This window comes from Alteromonas sp. McT4-15 (assembly GCF_020515205.1).
Taxonomy (GTDB): Bacteria; Pseudomonadota; Gammaproteobacteria; order Enterobacterales; family Alteromonadaceae; genus Alteromonas.
Genome location: NZ_JAJALG010000012.1, coordinates 44398 through 59564, shown reverse-complemented (window position 1 = coordinate 59564; position 15167 = coordinate 44398). Strand labels below are relative to the sequence as shown.

Below are 15167 nucleotides of genomic sequence, written 5' to 3'. Positions count from 1 at the left end.
TTTGCTGCAAGACGCAGCGAGGCCGCTTCAATTAATTGAAGGGCTTAGAGGCTACTCGTCGAACCACTCCGACAAGTAAAAGTTTTGATAGCGATAGTTGCCAAGGTTGGCAGCTTTCTTGATCATCGAATAAAACCAGTGTTGTGACGAATTATGCATTTCGTCTGGGTAAAATAGTGTTTAACGGTGTTAACGAAACCGTTGACATTAATAATTAGTTAACACTACGGTGAATAAAAGTCAATCAAATAAATACGCCGTTGGATTAAATGAAAGTCTCTTTTTTGAACATTTTAAAAAGTGTCTGCAGGGCGCCCATGAAATTGCCTGTTAAGTTGTCTTGTTTTTTCTATATCTATGTTTTTTCTTGTTATTCTTTCGCTTCGCCTAATTTGATTTTGGCGGGTGGTGCACTTAAGACATGTGCAAGTCTGTCTGCTAAAAACTGCGATTCAGATCATGTTTTTGTTAACGCGAAAACACATGCTCTCTACGAAGTTAATGCAGAGTCGCTGTCGAGATATCGAAAGAACAGTACTGAGTTTGGTAAATTTGATGAAATTTTGTATTCAAAATTATCGAATATTTATTCATCTTTGGGTGGTGTGCAGTATAAGAAGAATGCATTGTTTGACGCCCTTAATGATGCAGGGTTTCACAACGACGACATTCGAAGCCTCTCGGATGTGAGCTATTTTTTACTTTTGGATTCATTAGAAGTCAGTCAGGTAGATTCGAAGGGAGAGCGTCTTAAAGAGCGGGTATCCCTTGCGCATACTAAAGAAAAAGCGTCGGTCGATGTATACAATGCTTTTCTACAAGCGGCAAAAGACAAACATCGCAAAAAGAGGGTTGAGCGGCGAGTAAGAGTAGGTGTGATCACCGCATCATCCCGGGACCCATTTGAAGCCGTAGATTTCTACACAGGGGTATTTAGTAACCCAGATATTGATGTGCAGTGGATACCATTAACACCTGCCTTGCAGCACGCCAAATTTGTAAGCGATATGGGCGGCAAGGGCTGTGAAAACTTACCCCACTTCAGGGCGCAGTTTACATTATTCGATAAAGCGCGTTTGTACCCAGAGCGTGCTGAAAAACAAACGGCTTGGTGTCTAGATGAAACGCTGGCACTTGATACCCTGGCTAATCTCGACGGATTATTTTTTAATGGCGGCGATCAAAGTAAAACCCTTGCCGCACTTACAACACCTACTGGAGAACCGAGTACCTTTTTAACTCATCTTCGAGCACTGTGGAAGGCAGATGCCATTGTTGTCGGCGGCACAAGTGCAGGTACGGCAGTTCAGGCGGGTGGTTTTGCAAATGGACGACCTATCCCTATGCTCACAAGTGGCGACTCAGAAGGTGTTCTTTCCAGTGGGGTTTTCGCCGTACCACCTGTCTCCCAGCGTTGTGAAGACGGCAGTGGTTGTGAAAATCATCTTTTGGATAATGCCGTCACACTTAACCCTCTAGGTGGATTGGGCTTATTTCGTTACGGCCTATTAGACACCCATTTTTCAGAGCGCGACCGAGAAGTAAGGCTAATCGCTGCGACAGCACAGAGTCAGCAACAATTTGGCTTTGGCGTTGATGAAACAACCGCATTACTTGTCGAACCTGAGACGCAAGCAAATCAACTTAGTTTCAGTGTTATCGGTAAAGGTGGCGTGTTTATTGTCGACCTTAGTGAAGGGCGCATAGAAGAAACGCGATATAAAGAAGAGGCTAAACGCATAATAGCCGGCTCAGCGAGCTTTGTGCCCTCGGGCAGCAAAGGCACAATTCGTGAAAGGGTACTAAATATCGACTTAGTGAAACAAGAAAACGCAATACCGCGCCACGCCAATAAAAAAGGTAGCGCTGACGGTGTGTGGCGGGAGCAGGCAATGCGTCTTTGTCGCAACGCTGAAGAAATATCGTGGGAGCACCTTGGCACAGCTCATGTACTTAAACGTTCCGCGCAGTCAGTGGTTCAGCGTAACAATTATTGTGGTTATGCTTATGTGCCATTTTTGGTGTTCGAGCCATAAGCGTATTTAGGTATCTTTCCCGTAATAGGCTTCAATGCGCAGTGCAACACCGTATGACGTCCTGAAGTCTTCATTACGTAGCCATAATACAAAGGGCTCTACTTCAAAGAAGAGCCAATCGCGTAATGTATTATTACGCCAACGCATTCCTGCGTATATTTCTTCAACGCGATAGTTTGGCTGGCTGAGTCCTTCAACCATAAAATGGGGAACGATAGCATTGTGTTCATCCACCGAATACAGGTGGTGCACTTCATGTCGCCAAAGCCAGTCGTTTGTATCATCTCTAAAATAAAATCGATTGTTCTGACGGAAAAGGTGCTTCTCGTTCACGTCGTATTGAAATGCAACGCCTGTCTCTGCGCCTAAGCGGTCCCGGGAGTAAAAGTAAAGTTCGCTGTCATATAGCATTGCCCATTGAGAAGACAGGGCTAAGGCATCGCGATAGCGGGCTTTTACATAAAGCTGGTCGCGTCTACCTGCGCCCACACGAAAAGAATAATGTGAATCTTGCTCTGGTCTGAAACGCAGTGCAATGGTGGTACGGTCCCGATCATTGTTATCAGTATTTCTCGCGGCGCGAATGGTATTGTCTTGCGTTTCATCTTCATTATCGCTGAGCAGCAAATCCACTCTATCTTCAAGCGCGGGAAGTTGTACTCTTATTCTAAATCGCAAATCGGTGTCGGAGAGCATGCCAGTGCGAGGCTCCCATGCAAGCTGCACTCTGCCTTCAGCGCGTGCCTGTTTGTGGGACGCGCGCGCGTCATCATCGAGAAAAAGGCCATCGAGTTGTTTGACCGTAAAATCCATTGAATCAGTAAAACTACGCTGCCAGATATCAAACCATCGATTATTGTTTTCAGCCTCATTTTGAGCGCTGTTTATCTGATAATCTGGATTATTGACCGACGCAGTATCGCTGGCCACACCCTGATTAGGCATCAACAATAATGAAGAACAAACGGCCACAATACACAGCATTGCTAACTAACTCCTTGTTAAATTGGCAATAAAAACGAGACTGCGAGTAGAGTAGAACTCACTACTAGAGCATCGCGCTTCATCAAACAAACGTCAATGATTATTCGTTGTCACAAATATTCAGGTGAAAGCATCGCCGTGCAATGGCATACTGTGGAAATTGATGTAAGGGAGATTATTTTTATGGGTGGAATTAGTATCTGGCAACTGCTGATCATACTGGTTATCGTAGTGTTATTGTTTGGCACAAAACGTCTTAAAGGTATTGGTACTGATTTAGGTGGCGCAATTAAAGGCTTCAAAAAAGCGGTGACTGAAGACGACAAAGACGCAGACTTTGAGCAGAACAAGCAAGTTGAAGAAAAATCAACGGCGGACACGGTATCTGCTAAAACATCGAGTGACGTTAAAGAAAAATCCTAATGTTCGATATCGGCTTTTGGGAGCTACTAGTTATCGGTGTGCTGGCGCTATTGATTTTAGGGCCAGAACGTTTACCGGGAGCTATGCGCTCGACTATTAATACAATTCGAAGCGTTCGCAATGTTGCCACTGGCTTTAAGCAAGAAGTGGAGCATCAATTGCGAGTGCATGAATTGCATGAAAATTTGAAAAAAGCAGAACAACAAGGGCTCAAAAACCTTTCACCTGAACTTGAACAAAGTGTTGATGAGCTTAAGAAAGCTGCTGAATCGGTTCAAGAACCTTATAAAAAACAATAGATGTCTGACGCTAACAACTTAATTTCTCACCTAATTGAACTGCGTAGTCGCATACTCAAAGCCCTTTTGAGTGTGTTGGTTGTGTTTTTGTGTTTGGCTGCCTTCGCGCAAGATTTGTATCAGTTGCTTGCACTGCCTTTGCTCGAAAGCTTGCCTGAAAATGCAACTATGATTGCAACCGATGTGGCGTCACCGTTTTTTGCGCCGTTCAAACTCACCTTGGTACTGTCTTTTTTCATTGCAATACCCTATGTGCTGTACCAAGTATGGGGATTTGTTGCCCCTGGTTTATACCGCAATGAAAAACGCTTGGTCGCACCTTTATTGTTATCAAGTACCTTGCTGTTTTATGCCGGTATGGCCTTTGCGTATTTTGTGGTTTTCCCTATTGCCTTTGCTTTTTTTAACAGTGTGGCACCAGAAGGGGTTACGGTAAGTACCGATATTTCCAGTTATCTTAATTTTGTACTGAAACTGTTTTTTGCTTTTGGTGTCTCATTCGAGATACCGATTGCCATTATTTTATTGTGTTGGACTGGGGTCACTGACGCCAAATCCTTACGCGCAAAGCGCCCCTATGTTGTGGTAGGTGCTTTTGTTGTAGGTATGCTACTGACGCCACCGGATGTGATCTCACAAACCCTACTTGCCATTCCCATGTGGTTATTGTTTGAAGTGGGTGTCATTGTTGGCGGCTTGTATGCAGGTCGATCTAAGTCTGATGAGGACGAACCCGAGCAGCGCCCTGACAACACATAGCAGTTATATATAGAAAGGAATAAAAATGAAAACACGCGCTCTTTCTCTAATCACTATGCTATGCGCCTTTGGCGCATTCTCAGCACAGGCTGAGACAGTGGGAGAAGCCTTACAAAAATGCCGTAGTACCGACAATAGTCTTAAACGTTTGGTGTGCTATGACCGCCTTGCCAAGTCGTTAGATCAGTTTGACGGTGCGAACGAGCTTGTAGGCACAGTGCAGCCGTTACCTGCTATTCGCCAACAAGGTGTAGCGCAAGCTCCACAAACCAACACGCCTGCAGATCCGGCCAGCGAATTTGGCTTAGAAAACAAGAAGAAGCCAACAAACCAGTTAAGTGAAGTGTCGTTAACGATAACGGATATTTCTAAGAGCTTGCGCGGGAAGTACGTAGTGACATTTAGCGACGGCTCAGTGTGGCAACAAACCGATGATACCTATCTTAATATCGAAGTTGGCCAAACGGTTACGATTGACCGTGGCTTTCTTGGCGCATTCTTTATGGGTGTAGAAGGTGTTAATAAGCGAATAAAAGTGAAGCGCCTTAAGTAGATGGCGTGGTTCGATGCTGGCGTCAATCTTCTGGATAGTCGATTTGACGCCGACGACGTAATCAATAACGCCAAGGATGCAGGCGTCACTAAATTATTGGTTATTACTACTCATCCCAACGAGTGGGAGCGTGCCTCTGCGCTTTACCAGCAATATCCAGAGCATTTGTGTTACACAATAGGTGTACACCCCCACAATGCAAAAGATGTAGAGCCGCATCATTACGACTTGTTAAAGCGCGCTGCCCAGCAACCAGGATGTGTAGCTATTGGCGAGTGTGGCTTAGACTTTAATCGTGACTTTTCTCCACGAGACACGCAAGTTTCCGTTTTTGAAGCACAGTTAACTATTGCTCAGGAGCTTGGGCTGCCAGTGTATCTCCACGAACGCGATGCCTTCGAACAGCAAATGACTATTTTGCGCCGATTTATGCCTGCACTCACAGGCGGTATAGCTCACTGCTTTACGGGTAATGAAAGACAAGTTCAAGACTATCTTGAACTGGGCCTTTATATCGGAATTACAGGCTGGGTGTGCGATGACAAGCGCGGCGTTGAATTGAGAGAAGCGGTCAAGCATATTCCACTAAACAGATTGGTGCTTGAAACCGATGCGCCTTATTTGTTTCCGAAAACGCTTAGGCCGCGTAAACGCAACAATGAGCCTGCGTTTTTACCTCATATCGCTAATCAATTAGGCGAGCATCTGCAGTTAGAGACTGATATATTGCGTAATTGCAGTTATGCTAATACTTGTGAGTTGTTTTCACTCCAGTAGATGTAGGTTTGTATGCGAATAAATATCAAAGCGGTGCCAAGGTATGACGCTGGGCTTATCGCAATTACTCTTGTTGCCGTTATCGCATTTATTTTTGTGGTGTCGAGCCTTTCACCACACACGAGTAAAGCACCACAGTTTTCCCAGTTAACGTACCTTACCGAATCAGACCAAAGCCATAGTTTTTCAACAATTACACGAATTTCTCCTGCGTTATGGCAATCCGTTTCCTCACCAGTAAATTTAGGCATGAATAGCCAAGTTCACTGGTTTTCGTTAGTTGTGCCGCCAACAGAAAGTGATGAGCAACGCTATTTACTACACATCGATTACCCGTTAATTGACCATCTCGATGTAGGGATATTTAGTAGCATTGGTACTGTACCGGCAGCGACATACGCCGCTGGCGATAGCCAGTCTATTACTTTACGCCCAATCAAACACATAACGCCACTGTTCCCACTGCCATTAAGTGCTGAATCTCAACGTGTTTTTATTCGCGTTCAAACATCAGGAACAATTAGGCTGCCGCTGCGAATATGGGAAGAGAGAGAGTTTCTCACGTACTCTGCGGCGCGAAACTTGGCTCTTGGCATTTTCTTTGGTGTGCTTGTAGCGATGGGCGTAAGTAACGCCTTTCTGACGTTTGCCGCGCGTAACGCGTCGTTTCTTTATTACTCGGGGTACGTACTGAGCTTAGCCTTAACACTGGCAACACTCCACGGCTATGGTTACCTCTATGTGTGGGTTGATAATGTGTGGCTACAAAGCAAAGCGCTACTCTTGTTTTCAAGCACGACCATTATGTTTGCAGCAATGTTCACACGTAGTCTCCTTCCTATACGAGAATTCAGTATAAAACTCGACAAAATTACGCAAAGCATAGCTTGGGTTTGCGCGGTAAACATCGTAGCGGGGTTTATATTCCCTTATTACCTTATGATAAAAGTGTATTTGCTGCTGTTAAGCATCATAGTCATTTATACCCTTAGCTTAGGCATTTGGTTAGCCATAAAGGGCGTTGTCGTGGCGCGCTATTTTACAATCGCATGGGCTTTTCTTTTGATTAGTGGATTGAGTGCCAGCCTAGATAACGTAAATTTGATTGAGTTACCTATTTCATCAAACAACCTACTTATCATTGGCGGTGCGGTAGAAACACTGATACTGGCACTTATTCTTGCAAATAATTACAGCCATAGCCGCGAAGACCTGATTTCTGCACAGCAGTTTGCGCTAGAGCAAGAGAAGCAAGCCAATATTGCTAAAGAGAATTTGCTAGAGGTTCAAAAGCGTTATCAAGATGATCTTGAATACAAGGTTGAAGAGCGCACCCTTGAACTTGAAATTACCCTAAGAGAGCTATCGGAAGTCAACCAGGAGCTAGAACGCCTTAATGCTATAGATCCGCTAACGGGTGTTCATAATCGTCGTCACTTCGACAAGCGGCTGCGTTCCGAAGGACGGCGCAGTAGACGAGAGCAAACTCCATTGTCACTAGCCATTATTGATGTAGACCACTTTAAACAAATTAATGACGGCTACGGGCATGATGGCGGTGATGCGTGTTTAATTCACGTTACACGGCTATTTCAGACACTTATTCAACGCCCAACCGATGACTTATGTCGCATAGGGGGTGAAGAATTTGCCATTATATTGCCTAATACGGACCTTGAAGGTGCGCGACACGTAGTAGAATCGATGAGAGATACCCTTGAGCAATCGCCATTGCTATACAATGGTGAGAAAATAGGCTTAACCGTAAGTGCTGGGGTTTCTACCACCATTATTCGCGACGAAGATCACGCCCAAGTGTTATTTAGGCATGCTGATGAATTGTTATATCAGGCAAAAGCAGCTGGCAGAAACAACGTAAAACACGATTATTTACAGGACAAACTATGACATCTTCTTCTTTCCCTCTACGCAGAATGCGCAGATTACGCGCTAAAGACGCATTGCGGGGTCTTGTCGCAGAACATACTTTAACAGCAGACGACTTAATTTATCCCGTGTTTGTTTTACCTGGCGAAAACGCAAGAGAAGCCGTGCCTTCTATGCCGGGAGTAGAGCGTCTATCGATTGATTTATTGCTGGAAGAAGCGGCAAATTGGGTTGCACTAGGTATTCGTACGCTAGCACTTTTTCCTGTTACCCCAATGTCGTTAAAAACAGATTGTGCCAGTGAAGCATTTAATCCAGATGGCCTTGCACAGCAGGCTATGCGCGCGCTTAAAAAGGCCTATCCCGACGTTATGCTGATGTCGGATATTGCACTTGACCCTTTTACTTCTCATGGCCAAGACGGGTTAATAGACGAATCGGGTTACGTGATGAATGACGAAACAGTCGACGTACTCATTAAGCAAGCATTATCACATGCCGACGCTGGCGCCGATATTGTGGCCCCCTCAGATATGATGGATGGCCGCATTGGCAGTATCCGAAAAGCACTAGAGGAAGCCGGTCACATAAATACCTGCATTATGGCCTATTCAGCGAAGTATGCTTCAGCGTATTATGGGCCTTTTAGAGATGCAGTCGGATCTGCTGCAAACATTAAAGGTGGCAATAAAAAGACGTATCAGATGGACCCTGCCAACACTGACGAGGCGTTACATGAAATAGCATTGGATATTGATGAAGGTGCAGACATGGTAATGGTGAAGCCTGGCATGCCATATCTTGATGTTGTACGACGCTGTAAAGAAACCTTTAAAGTGCCTACATTCGCATATCAAGTGAGTGGTGAATACGCTATGCACCAAGCCGCTTTTGCTAATGGGTGGCTAAACGAAGACGCGGTTATACTCGAGTCACTTTTGGCTTTTAAGCGTGCAGGCGCAGATGGCATATTAACGTATTTCGCGCCAAAAGCAGCGGCGCTACTATCTGAGTCGTAGCACAACATAAAGCCGCGATTATTCGCGGCTTTTTTATGGATAAGTCACTTAGGTTACTGGCAGATAAGTTCGCAGCCAGCTTTGTGTTGAAGCCAGCACTCGTTTGCCAATTCTGCATTAATCAATGGGTGGGATTTTAACCAGCCTTCAGGGAAAGTAAGCGTCCAATTGCTGTCATTACAGACCAAACTCACTTCTGGTATATGCTTGTTTTGACGTCGCAGACAAAGGACAACAGCAATGCGTAACACGCGCAACATTCCTTTGAGCATGGGGCGATAGTCTTCGTGATATTTTTCAAACAGCGATTTGTCCACGCTCAAACGATGCTGAGCAACAAGATCTCTAATGGCTGCACGTTGTAGCCGCGTAAAGCCGGGTAAATCAATATGGCTAAGGATGTATTCGCCGTGCTCGTGATGTCGCTTATATTCAATGTGAAGCCCAATTTCGTGCAACTGCGCAGCTGCACCTAAAATGGTTTCAGTATCCAAATGGCAAATATTTTGCTGTGCACACAGTTGGTGGCAAAGCGTCAGAGCAACTTGCCTTACATTGTTGGCGTGCTTTGTATCTACATGATAACGATGCATTGCTTGATTCAGGGTTTGCTGTCGACGATCATTCTCTTTAATGTTGTCGAGCATGCCGTAAATCAAACCCTCGCGTAGCGCGCCGCCTGAGATATTCATATGTTTGATTTCAAGCGCTTCAAACAAGCTAATAAGAACCGCTAAGCCCGAAGGGAAAATGGCTTTGCGATTGTCTTCTAAGCCGTCAATATTCAGTGTTTTAATGTGTTCGCATTCCACGCACTGTTTTTCTAAGTGATAGAGGTAATCTAAGCGAATGGCGTCACTGATCCCTTGCGCTACAAGTATTTCAGTAATGGCCTGAGGTGTACCCGAAGCGCCTAAGCAGTTTTCCCAGTCGAAACACAAAAAGGCATCGGCGACCTCGTCAATCAATGCCCGTGCGGCGGCCTTTGCGTTGACAAAATTATCCGCAGTAATGTTACCACCTTCAAAATAACGCTCCATAAAGGTGACGCACCCCATGTCTAAACTCTTTAGGTGAATGGGTTGCATGTCATTGCCGATAATAATCTCTGTACTCGCGCCGCCAATATCAATAACCAGGCTATTGCCTTGGTTTGCCGACGTATAAGCTACCCCTAAGTATATCTGGCGAGCTTCTTCTTCGCCGCTAATAACGTCTAGCTTGTGGTTGAGGATTTCCTCGGCTTTGCGAATAAAGACATGGGCATTGGTGGCTAGGCGCAACGTCGCAGTAGCCACAATCCTGATATTAGAAGAAGGTATATCTTGTAAGCGCTCTGAAAACACTTGCAGGCATTGCCAACCGCGTTCCATGCTAACTTCATCCAGTGCCATAGCGTCGTCTAAGCCTGCCGCTAACCGCACTTTCTGTTTTACTTTCCCTATAATTTGCACGCTTCCATTAACCACATGAACGATCACCATATGGAAACTGTTAGAGCCTAAATCAACGGCGGCGTAATACTCGCCGTAGGTCTGTGCGTCGTGCTGAAGTTCTGCCTGCATATAACACTCTTATTTCATTTACTGCTTTTACGCCTTGTGGTTGCGTTGTTGCGGCTTGCCGCGTCCGCGTCCATTGCCACGTCGAGACGAATTTCTATTATTAGGAGGACGTCTTCTGCGTGGCTTTGGTGGCGTTACATCTTCAAGTAATGCACTGCGGTCATAATCAGTAACCGGGATCGCTTTCTGAATGTATTGTTCTATAGAAGGTAAATTCAAAGCGTATTTTTCACAAGCAAAACTAATTGCTACACCGCTTTGACCTGCTCGGCCGGTACGACCAATACGATGTACGTAGTCTTCAGCGTCGTCGGGTAGGTCATAGTTAAATACATGGGTAACTGCATCGATATGTAGGCCGCGTGCCGCAACGTCGGTAGCCACCAAAATATCCAAGTTACCCTTAGTGAAATCTTCTAAAATACCGAGACGTTTCTTCTGTGGCACGTCGCCGCTTAGAAGGCCAACGCGGTGGCCATCGGCGGTAAGCCAGTCGGTCACCTTTTCACAGCTATTTTTGGTATTGGCAAAAACTATCGCCTTTTCCGGCCACTCTTCTTCAAGTAGCGTAAGTAGCAATAGTATTTTGTCGTCATCAGACGGGTAGAATAACTCTTGCGTTACGCGTGTCGCAGTAGTTTGTTCTGGCGCTACTTGAACGTGTGTCGGGTTATTCATATGCTCATAAGCCAACTCTTGTACGCGATAGCTTAATGTGGCAGAGAAAAGCATGCTCAAACGCTCAGTCGCTGGCGGCATACGGCGGAATAAGAAACGGATATCTTTAATAAAGCCTAAATCGAACATGCGATCGGCTTCATCGAGTACGGCAACCTGAATATTATTCAGCGTAAACACATTCTGTTTGTAGTAATCCAGTATGCGTCCTGTCGTACCAATTATAATATCTACCCCTTCTTCCAAAGTTTCCCGTTGACTTTGGTAACCTTCGCCCCCATAAATCAAACCAAGTGACAATCCAGTGTGCTCACTAAGCAATTTGGCGTCATTATAAATTTGAACGGCTAGCTCTCGGGTTGGCGCCATAATAATAGCGCGCGGGCCATTTGATTTGCTGTTCGCTGCATTTTCTGCTTTGCTTAGCAAATAGTGAAATGTAGCCACCAAAAAGGCAATGGTTTTACCGGTTCCGGTTTGTGCCTGGCCTGCTATGTCGTGACCGTCTAATAACGGAGGCAGAGCGAGCGCCTGAATTGGTGTACAATGTGAAAAATTAGCTGCCGCCAAGGCGTCAACAACCTTGCCGTTTATCGGCAGGTCAGAAAAATGAGTATCAGTTAAGTGAGTAGGCATAGCTTATAGCTTATCAGTGCTTGCATTAAAAAACAGTTTCTATATAACACTTATGGTCGGGCTGAGACAAATCAGCAACTGACCAAAAATGGAGAAAAGAATGAGCGACAAAATTATCCAGTTATCTGACGATAAATTCGAAGCAGATGTTATCAATGCTGAAGGTCCTGTACTGGTTGACTTCTGGGCCGAATGGTGTGGCCCGTGTAAAATGATCGCACCTATCTTAGAAGAAGTTGCGACCGAGTTTGATGGCAAGTTAACAGTTGGCAAGTTGAATGTCGATGAAAATAACGAAACTCCACCTAAATATGGTATTCGTGGTATTCCTACATTGCTGCTTTTCAAAAACGGTAACGTTGCTGCAACAAAAGTTGGTGCATTATCAAAAGCACAATTAACAGAGTTTCTTAACGAAAATCTGTAATTAATTGCGCAGTGAAGAAACCGGGGCCAAAATGGCGCCGGTTTTTTTGTTTTAAGCCCATTCATGAATCGAACGAGCCTATCAATAACAAAATAATTAACATTTCGGCAGTAAAACGCTGGACGTTGATTAAATATAGTGCTAACTTTTCCTCAGCGCTCATCCGAGCAGCATTCTGCTTACGCCCATATCCGGGTGATATCAAATCTAAACTAGAACAGAGTGACAATTAGTCCTGTAAGCGAAGTTCAAGCACAAAGACCCACCAGTATGAATTTAACTGAATTAAAGAATAAACCAATAAGCGAGTTGGTTGCCCTGGCCGAGGAAATGGGCCTGGAAAACATGGCACGCGCCAGAAAACAAGACATCATTTTCTCAATCCTAAAGACACACGCGAAAAGCGGTGAAGACATCTTTGGCGATGGGGTATTAGAAATATTACAGGACGGTTTCGGCTTTTTGCGTTCAGCTGACTCATCGTATCTTGCAGGGCCAGACGATATTTACGTATCGCCAAGCCAAATCCGCCGCTTTAACTTGCGCACGGGTGACACTATTGCAGGAAAGATTCGTCCGCCAAAAGATAGCGAGCGTTACTTTGCGCTGCTAAAAATCCGCGAAGTAAACTTCGACAAGCCGGAAAACTCTCGCAATAAAATTTTATTTGAGAACCTTACACCGCTTCACGCAGCCGACCGTTTGCGTATGGAACGTGGTAATGGCTCTACAGAAGACATCACCGCACGTGTACTAGACCTAGCATCACCCATTGGTAAAGGTCAGCGTGGTCTTATCGTTGCTCCGCCTAAAGCGGGTAAAACATTGCTTCTTCAAAATATTGCACAATCGATTGCGGCTAACCACCCAGAGTGTGAGCTAATGGTATTGCTTATTGATGAGCGTCCAGAAGAAGTAACTGAAATGCACCGCCTTGTACAGGGCGAAGTAGTAGCATCAACGTTCGATGAACCAGCTAGCCGCCACGTTCAGGTTGCGGAAATGGTTATCGAGAAAGCCAAGCGATTGGTTGAGCACAAAAAAGATGTGGTTATCTTGCTTGACTCAATTACCCGTCTTGCACGCGCGTACAACACGGTTATTCCGTCCTCAGGTAAAGTACTTACTGGTGGTGTAGACGCTAACGCACTGCACAAACCCAAGCGTTTCTTTGGTGCAGCACGTAACGTAGAAGAGGGCGGTAGCTTAACAATTATCGCGACTGCGCTTATCGATACTGGCTCTAAGATGGATGAAGTTATCTACGAAGAGTTTAAAGGTACCGGTAACATGGAATTACACCTTAATCGCAAAATTGCAGAAAAGCGTGTATTCCCAGCTATTGACTTTAACCGCTCTGGCACACGTCGTGAAGAGTTACTTACTGCGCAAGATGAACTACAGAAAATGTGGATCCTTCGCAAGATTGTTCACGAAATGTCAGAAATTGACGCCATGGAATTCCTCATCAGTAAGCTGTCTATGACCAAGACAAACGATGAGTTCTTCGATGCGATGCGCAGACAAAAGAGCTAATGCACTTTTGAATATTTTAAAAAAACGCCACTTCTTAGTGGCGTTTTTTTTGCCTATTCTTTGGTTGCGAAACAGGCAGAAGAAAGCCAGAACAAAAACAACAAAGTTAACCTAGACTACAGTCTACTACCCAAGTAGATGCCAATAGCGTACATTGACATTGGTAAAAAACCGCAAATATATAACCACCATTAGTCGCAAAAATTGCTATGTACTGTGATAAGTGATGTTTTCTTTTTCAAGATGATCTACTCTGTCCAAAACATCAGAGGAAACAATAATATGTATCGGAAATTGCTATCGCTTACCCTTGCAGGGCTTTTCACTGTATCGACTTCACTTGCCTACGGCGCTGATGTTGAGGCATTAGCATCTAAAGTTGAGCCTGACGTTATTAAGTGGCGACATCATTTTCATGAGTTTCCTGAGTTATCTAATCGCGAATTTAAAACCGCAGAATATGTAGCCAATTACTTGCGTAGCTTAGGGTTAGACGTTCAAACCGGTGTCGCAAAAACCGGTGTAGTTGCCATCTTAGATTCAGGCAAACCAGGCCCTGTAGTAGCGCTTCGTGCCGATATGGACGGACTGCCGGTTAAAGAACAAAATGACTTACCGTATCGCTCTAAGCAAATGGGCGAGTACAACGGTAAAGAAGTGCCAGTTATGCATGCCTGCGGTCATGACACGCACATGGCAATGCTTATGGGCGCAGCGAAAATTCTGACTGAGATTAAGGGTGAACTGAAAGGAAAAGTGAAATTCATTTTCCAGCCCGCTGAAGAAGGCGCGCCTGCAGGCGAGAAAGGTGGTGCCGAGGTTATGGTTAAAGAGGGCGTATTAAAAAACCCTGATGTAGACGCTATTTTTGGTCTTCATATCAGTGCAAATACCGACGTTGGTAAAGTACGCTATAACTCTGGCGGCACCATGGCTGCCGTCGATCCCTTTAAAATTGTAATTCACGGCAAGCAAGCACATGGCGCTTATCCGTGGAAAAGCGTTGACCCTGTAGTGACGGCAGCGCAAATGATCATGGCTATCCAAACTATCGTCAGCCGTGAAATTAAGGTCATTGATGATGCCGCGGTGGTATCTATTGGTTCAATTCACGGTGGTAACCGTTCAAACATTATTCCAAATGAAGTTGAATTGGTGGGGACAATTCGCACACTGAACAAAGCTGCGCGTGAGCACATTTACGAGGCCCTACCGCGAAAAGTGAAGGGTATTGCCGAAAGTATGGGGGCTGAAGCAGAGCTTACCTTACCGTTAGATTATTATTACCCGATTACATTTAACGATCCTGAGCTTACACAAGCCATGTTGCCAACCATGCAGCGCACGGCAGGGGAAGAAAACACCCTCTTGTCTAAACCAGTGACAGGTGCAGAAGACTTCTCATTCTTCCAAGAACAAGTGCCTGGTCTTTATGTGTGGGTGGGAGGAAAGCCACTTGATGTATCTGAAGAAGACAGCCCCGCTCACCACACGCCAGAGTTTTATATTGACGATTCTGGTATGAAGTTGGGCGTAAAACTACTCACTAACTTTACGTTAGATTATATGGCTAAGCACTAAGCTATTG

14 protein-coding genes are annotated in these 15167 nt (G+C 45.0%); 11 read left to right on the top strand and 3 right to left on the bottom strand.

Annotation, left to right across the window (positions count from 1 at the left end; genetic code table 11):
- The first annotated feature begins 317 nt into the window (after positions 1-317).
- A complete protein-coding gene (locus LHL20_RS10855; RefSeq protein WP_226433331.1) occupies positions 318-2036 on the top strand; it encodes a cyanophycinase in 1719 nt (572 codons plus the stop codon).
- Positions 2037-2042: 6 nt separating this feature from the next.
- Here LHL20_RS10855 and LHL20_RS10850 read toward each other — a convergent pair whose 3' ends face one another.
- Positions 2043-3020 carry a hypothetical protein gene (locus tag LHL20_RS10850; protein ID WP_226433330.1) on the bottom strand — a complete coding sequence of 326 codons (978 nt, stop codon included), beginning with the start codon at positions 3018-3020 and terminating at the stop codon, positions 2043-2045.
- A gap of 183 nt (positions 3021-3203) precedes the next feature.
- On the opposite strand from LHL20_RS10850, the gene tatA reads away from it, so the two are divergent.
- From tatA to hemB, 7 genes are read left to right on the top strand one after another with little or no spacing between them, the layout of a single operon-like run.
- Positions 3204-3443 carry a Sec-independent protein translocase subunit TatA gene (gene tatA / locus LHL20_RS10845; protein WP_159627298.1) on the top strand — a complete coding sequence of 80 codons (240 nt, stop codon included), beginning with the start codon at positions 3204-3206 and terminating at the stop codon, positions 3441-3443.
- Positions 3443-3742 carry a Sec-independent protein translocase protein TatB gene (gene tatB / locus LHL20_RS10840; RefSeq protein ID WP_202263348.1) on the top strand — a complete coding sequence of 100 codons (300 nt, stop codon included), beginning with the start codon at positions 3443-3445 and terminating at the stop codon, positions 3740-3742. Before tatA ends, tatB begins: the two co-directional genes overlap by 1 nt.
- On the top strand, positions 3743-4501 hold the full coding sequence (gene tatC, locus LHL20_RS10835; RefSeq protein WP_159627297.1) for a twin-arginine translocase subunit TatC: 759 nt from the start codon (positions 3743-3745) through the stop codon (positions 4499-4501).
- A 25-nt stretch (positions 4502-4526) separates the two neighbouring features.
- A complete protein-coding gene (locus LHL20_RS10830; RefSeq protein ID WP_226433329.1) occupies positions 4527-5054 on the top strand; it encodes a hypothetical protein in 528 nt (175 codons plus the stop codon).
- Positions 5055-5831 carry a TatD family hydrolase gene (locus LHL20_RS10825; protein WP_226433328.1) on the top strand — a complete coding sequence of 259 codons (777 nt, stop codon included), beginning with the start codon at positions 5055-5057 and terminating at the stop codon, positions 5829-5831.
- Between the two features lie 12 nt (positions 5832-5843).
- Positions 5844-7739 carry a sensor domain-containing diguanylate cyclase gene (locus tag LHL20_RS10820; protein WP_226433327.1) on the top strand — a complete coding sequence of 632 codons (1896 nt, stop codon included), beginning with the start codon at positions 5844-5846 and terminating at the stop codon, positions 7737-7739.
- Positions 7736-8737, top strand: a complete 1002-nt coding sequence (gene hemB, locus LHL20_RS10815) for a porphobilinogen synthase (protein ID WP_226433326.1) — start codon at positions 7736-7738, stop codon at positions 8735-8737. The genes LHL20_RS10820 and hemB overlap by 4 nt, the downstream gene beginning before the upstream one ends.
- Before the next feature lie 53 nt (positions 8738-8790).
- Here hemB and LHL20_RS10810 read toward each other — a convergent pair whose 3' ends face one another.
- Together LHL20_RS10810 and rhlB are read right to left on the bottom strand one after the other, a co-directional pair.
- Entirely contained in the window at positions 8791-10302 is a 1512-nt protein-coding gene (locus tag LHL20_RS10810) for a Ppx/GppA phosphatase family protein (protein ID WP_226433325.1), read from the bottom strand.
- 27 nt (positions 10303-10329) lie between these two features.
- Positions 10330-11616, bottom strand: coding sequence for an ATP-dependent RNA helicase RhlB (gene rhlB, locus LHL20_RS10805; protein WP_226433324.1), 1287 nt, complete (start codon positions 11614-11616; stop codon positions 10330-10332).
- Positions 11617-11716: 100 nt separating this feature from the next.
- Here rhlB and trxA point away from each other — a divergent pair, with 100 nt between their 5' ends.
- The 3 genes from trxA to LHL20_RS10790 all read left to right on the top strand — a co-directional run bounded on the left by trxA (position 11717) and on the right by LHL20_RS10790 (position 15160).
- On the top strand, positions 11717-12043 hold the full coding sequence (gene trxA / locus LHL20_RS10800) for a thioredoxin TrxA (protein ID WP_012517074.1): 327 nt from the start codon (positions 11717-11719) through the stop codon (positions 12041-12043).
- 270 nt (positions 12044-12313) lie between these two features.
- Positions 12314-13579, top strand: coding sequence for a transcription termination factor Rho (gene rho, locus LHL20_RS10795; protein WP_014997165.1), 1266 nt, complete (start codon positions 12314-12316; stop codon positions 13577-13579).
- 282 nt (positions 13580-13861) lie between these two features.
- Entirely contained in the window at positions 13862-15160 is a 1299-nt protein-coding gene (locus LHL20_RS10790) for an amidohydrolase (RefSeq protein WP_226433323.1), read from the top strand.
- Positions 15161-15167: the final 7 nt, after the last annotated feature.

What these genes read in the sequence shown, in the direction of transcription:
- LHL20_RS10855 (WP_226433331.1), top strand. Translation starts at nt 318, where the DNA reads ATGAAATTGCCTGTTAAGTTGTCTTGTTTTTTCTATATCTATGTTTTT.
- LHL20_RS10850 (WP_226433330.1), bottom strand. Translation starts at nt 3,020, where the DNA reads ATGCTGTGTATTGTGGCCGTTTGTTCTTCATTATTGTTGATGCCTAAT.
- tatA (WP_159627298.1), top strand. Translation starts at nt 3,204, where the DNA reads ATGGGTGGAATTAGTATCTGGCAACTGCTGATCATACTGGTTATCGTA.
- tatB (WP_202263348.1), top strand. Translation starts at nt 3,443, where the DNA reads ATGTTCGATATCGGCTTTTGGGAGCTACTAGTTATCGGTGTGCTGGCG.
- tatC (WP_159627297.1), top strand. Translation starts at nt 3,743, where the DNA reads ATGTCTGACGCTAACAACTTAATTTCTCACCTAATTGAACTGCGTAGT.
- LHL20_RS10830 (WP_226433329.1), top strand. Translation starts at nt 4,527, where the DNA reads ATGAAAACACGCGCTCTTTCTCTAATCACTATGCTATGCGCCTTTGGC.
- LHL20_RS10825 (WP_226433328.1), top strand. Translation starts at nt 5,055, where the DNA reads ATGGCGTGGTTCGATGCTGGCGTCAATCTTCTGGATAGTCGATTTGAC.
- LHL20_RS10820 (WP_226433327.1), top strand. Translation starts at nt 5,844, where the DNA reads ATGCGAATAAATATCAAAGCGGTGCCAAGGTATGACGCTGGGCTTATC.
- hemB (WP_226433326.1), top strand. Translation starts at nt 7,736, where the DNA reads ATGACATCTTCTTCTTTCCCTCTACGCAGAATGCGCAGATTACGCGCT.
- LHL20_RS10810 (WP_226433325.1), bottom strand. Translation starts at nt 10,302, where the DNA reads ATGCAGGCAGAACTTCAGCACGACGCACAGACCTACGGCGAGTATTAC.
- rhlB (WP_226433324.1), bottom strand. Translation starts at nt 11,616, where the DNA reads ATGCCTACTCACTTAACTGATACTCATTTTTCTGACCTGCCGATAAAC.
- trxA (WP_012517074.1), top strand. Translation starts at nt 11,717, where the DNA reads ATGAGCGACAAAATTATCCAGTTATCTGACGATAAATTCGAAGCAGAT.
- rho (WP_014997165.1), top strand. Translation starts at nt 12,314, where the DNA reads ATGAATTTAACTGAATTAAAGAATAAACCAATAAGCGAGTTGGTTGCC.
- LHL20_RS10790 (WP_226433323.1), top strand. Translation starts at nt 13,862, where the DNA reads ATGTATCGGAAATTGCTATCGCTTACCCTTGCAGGGCTTTTCACTGTA.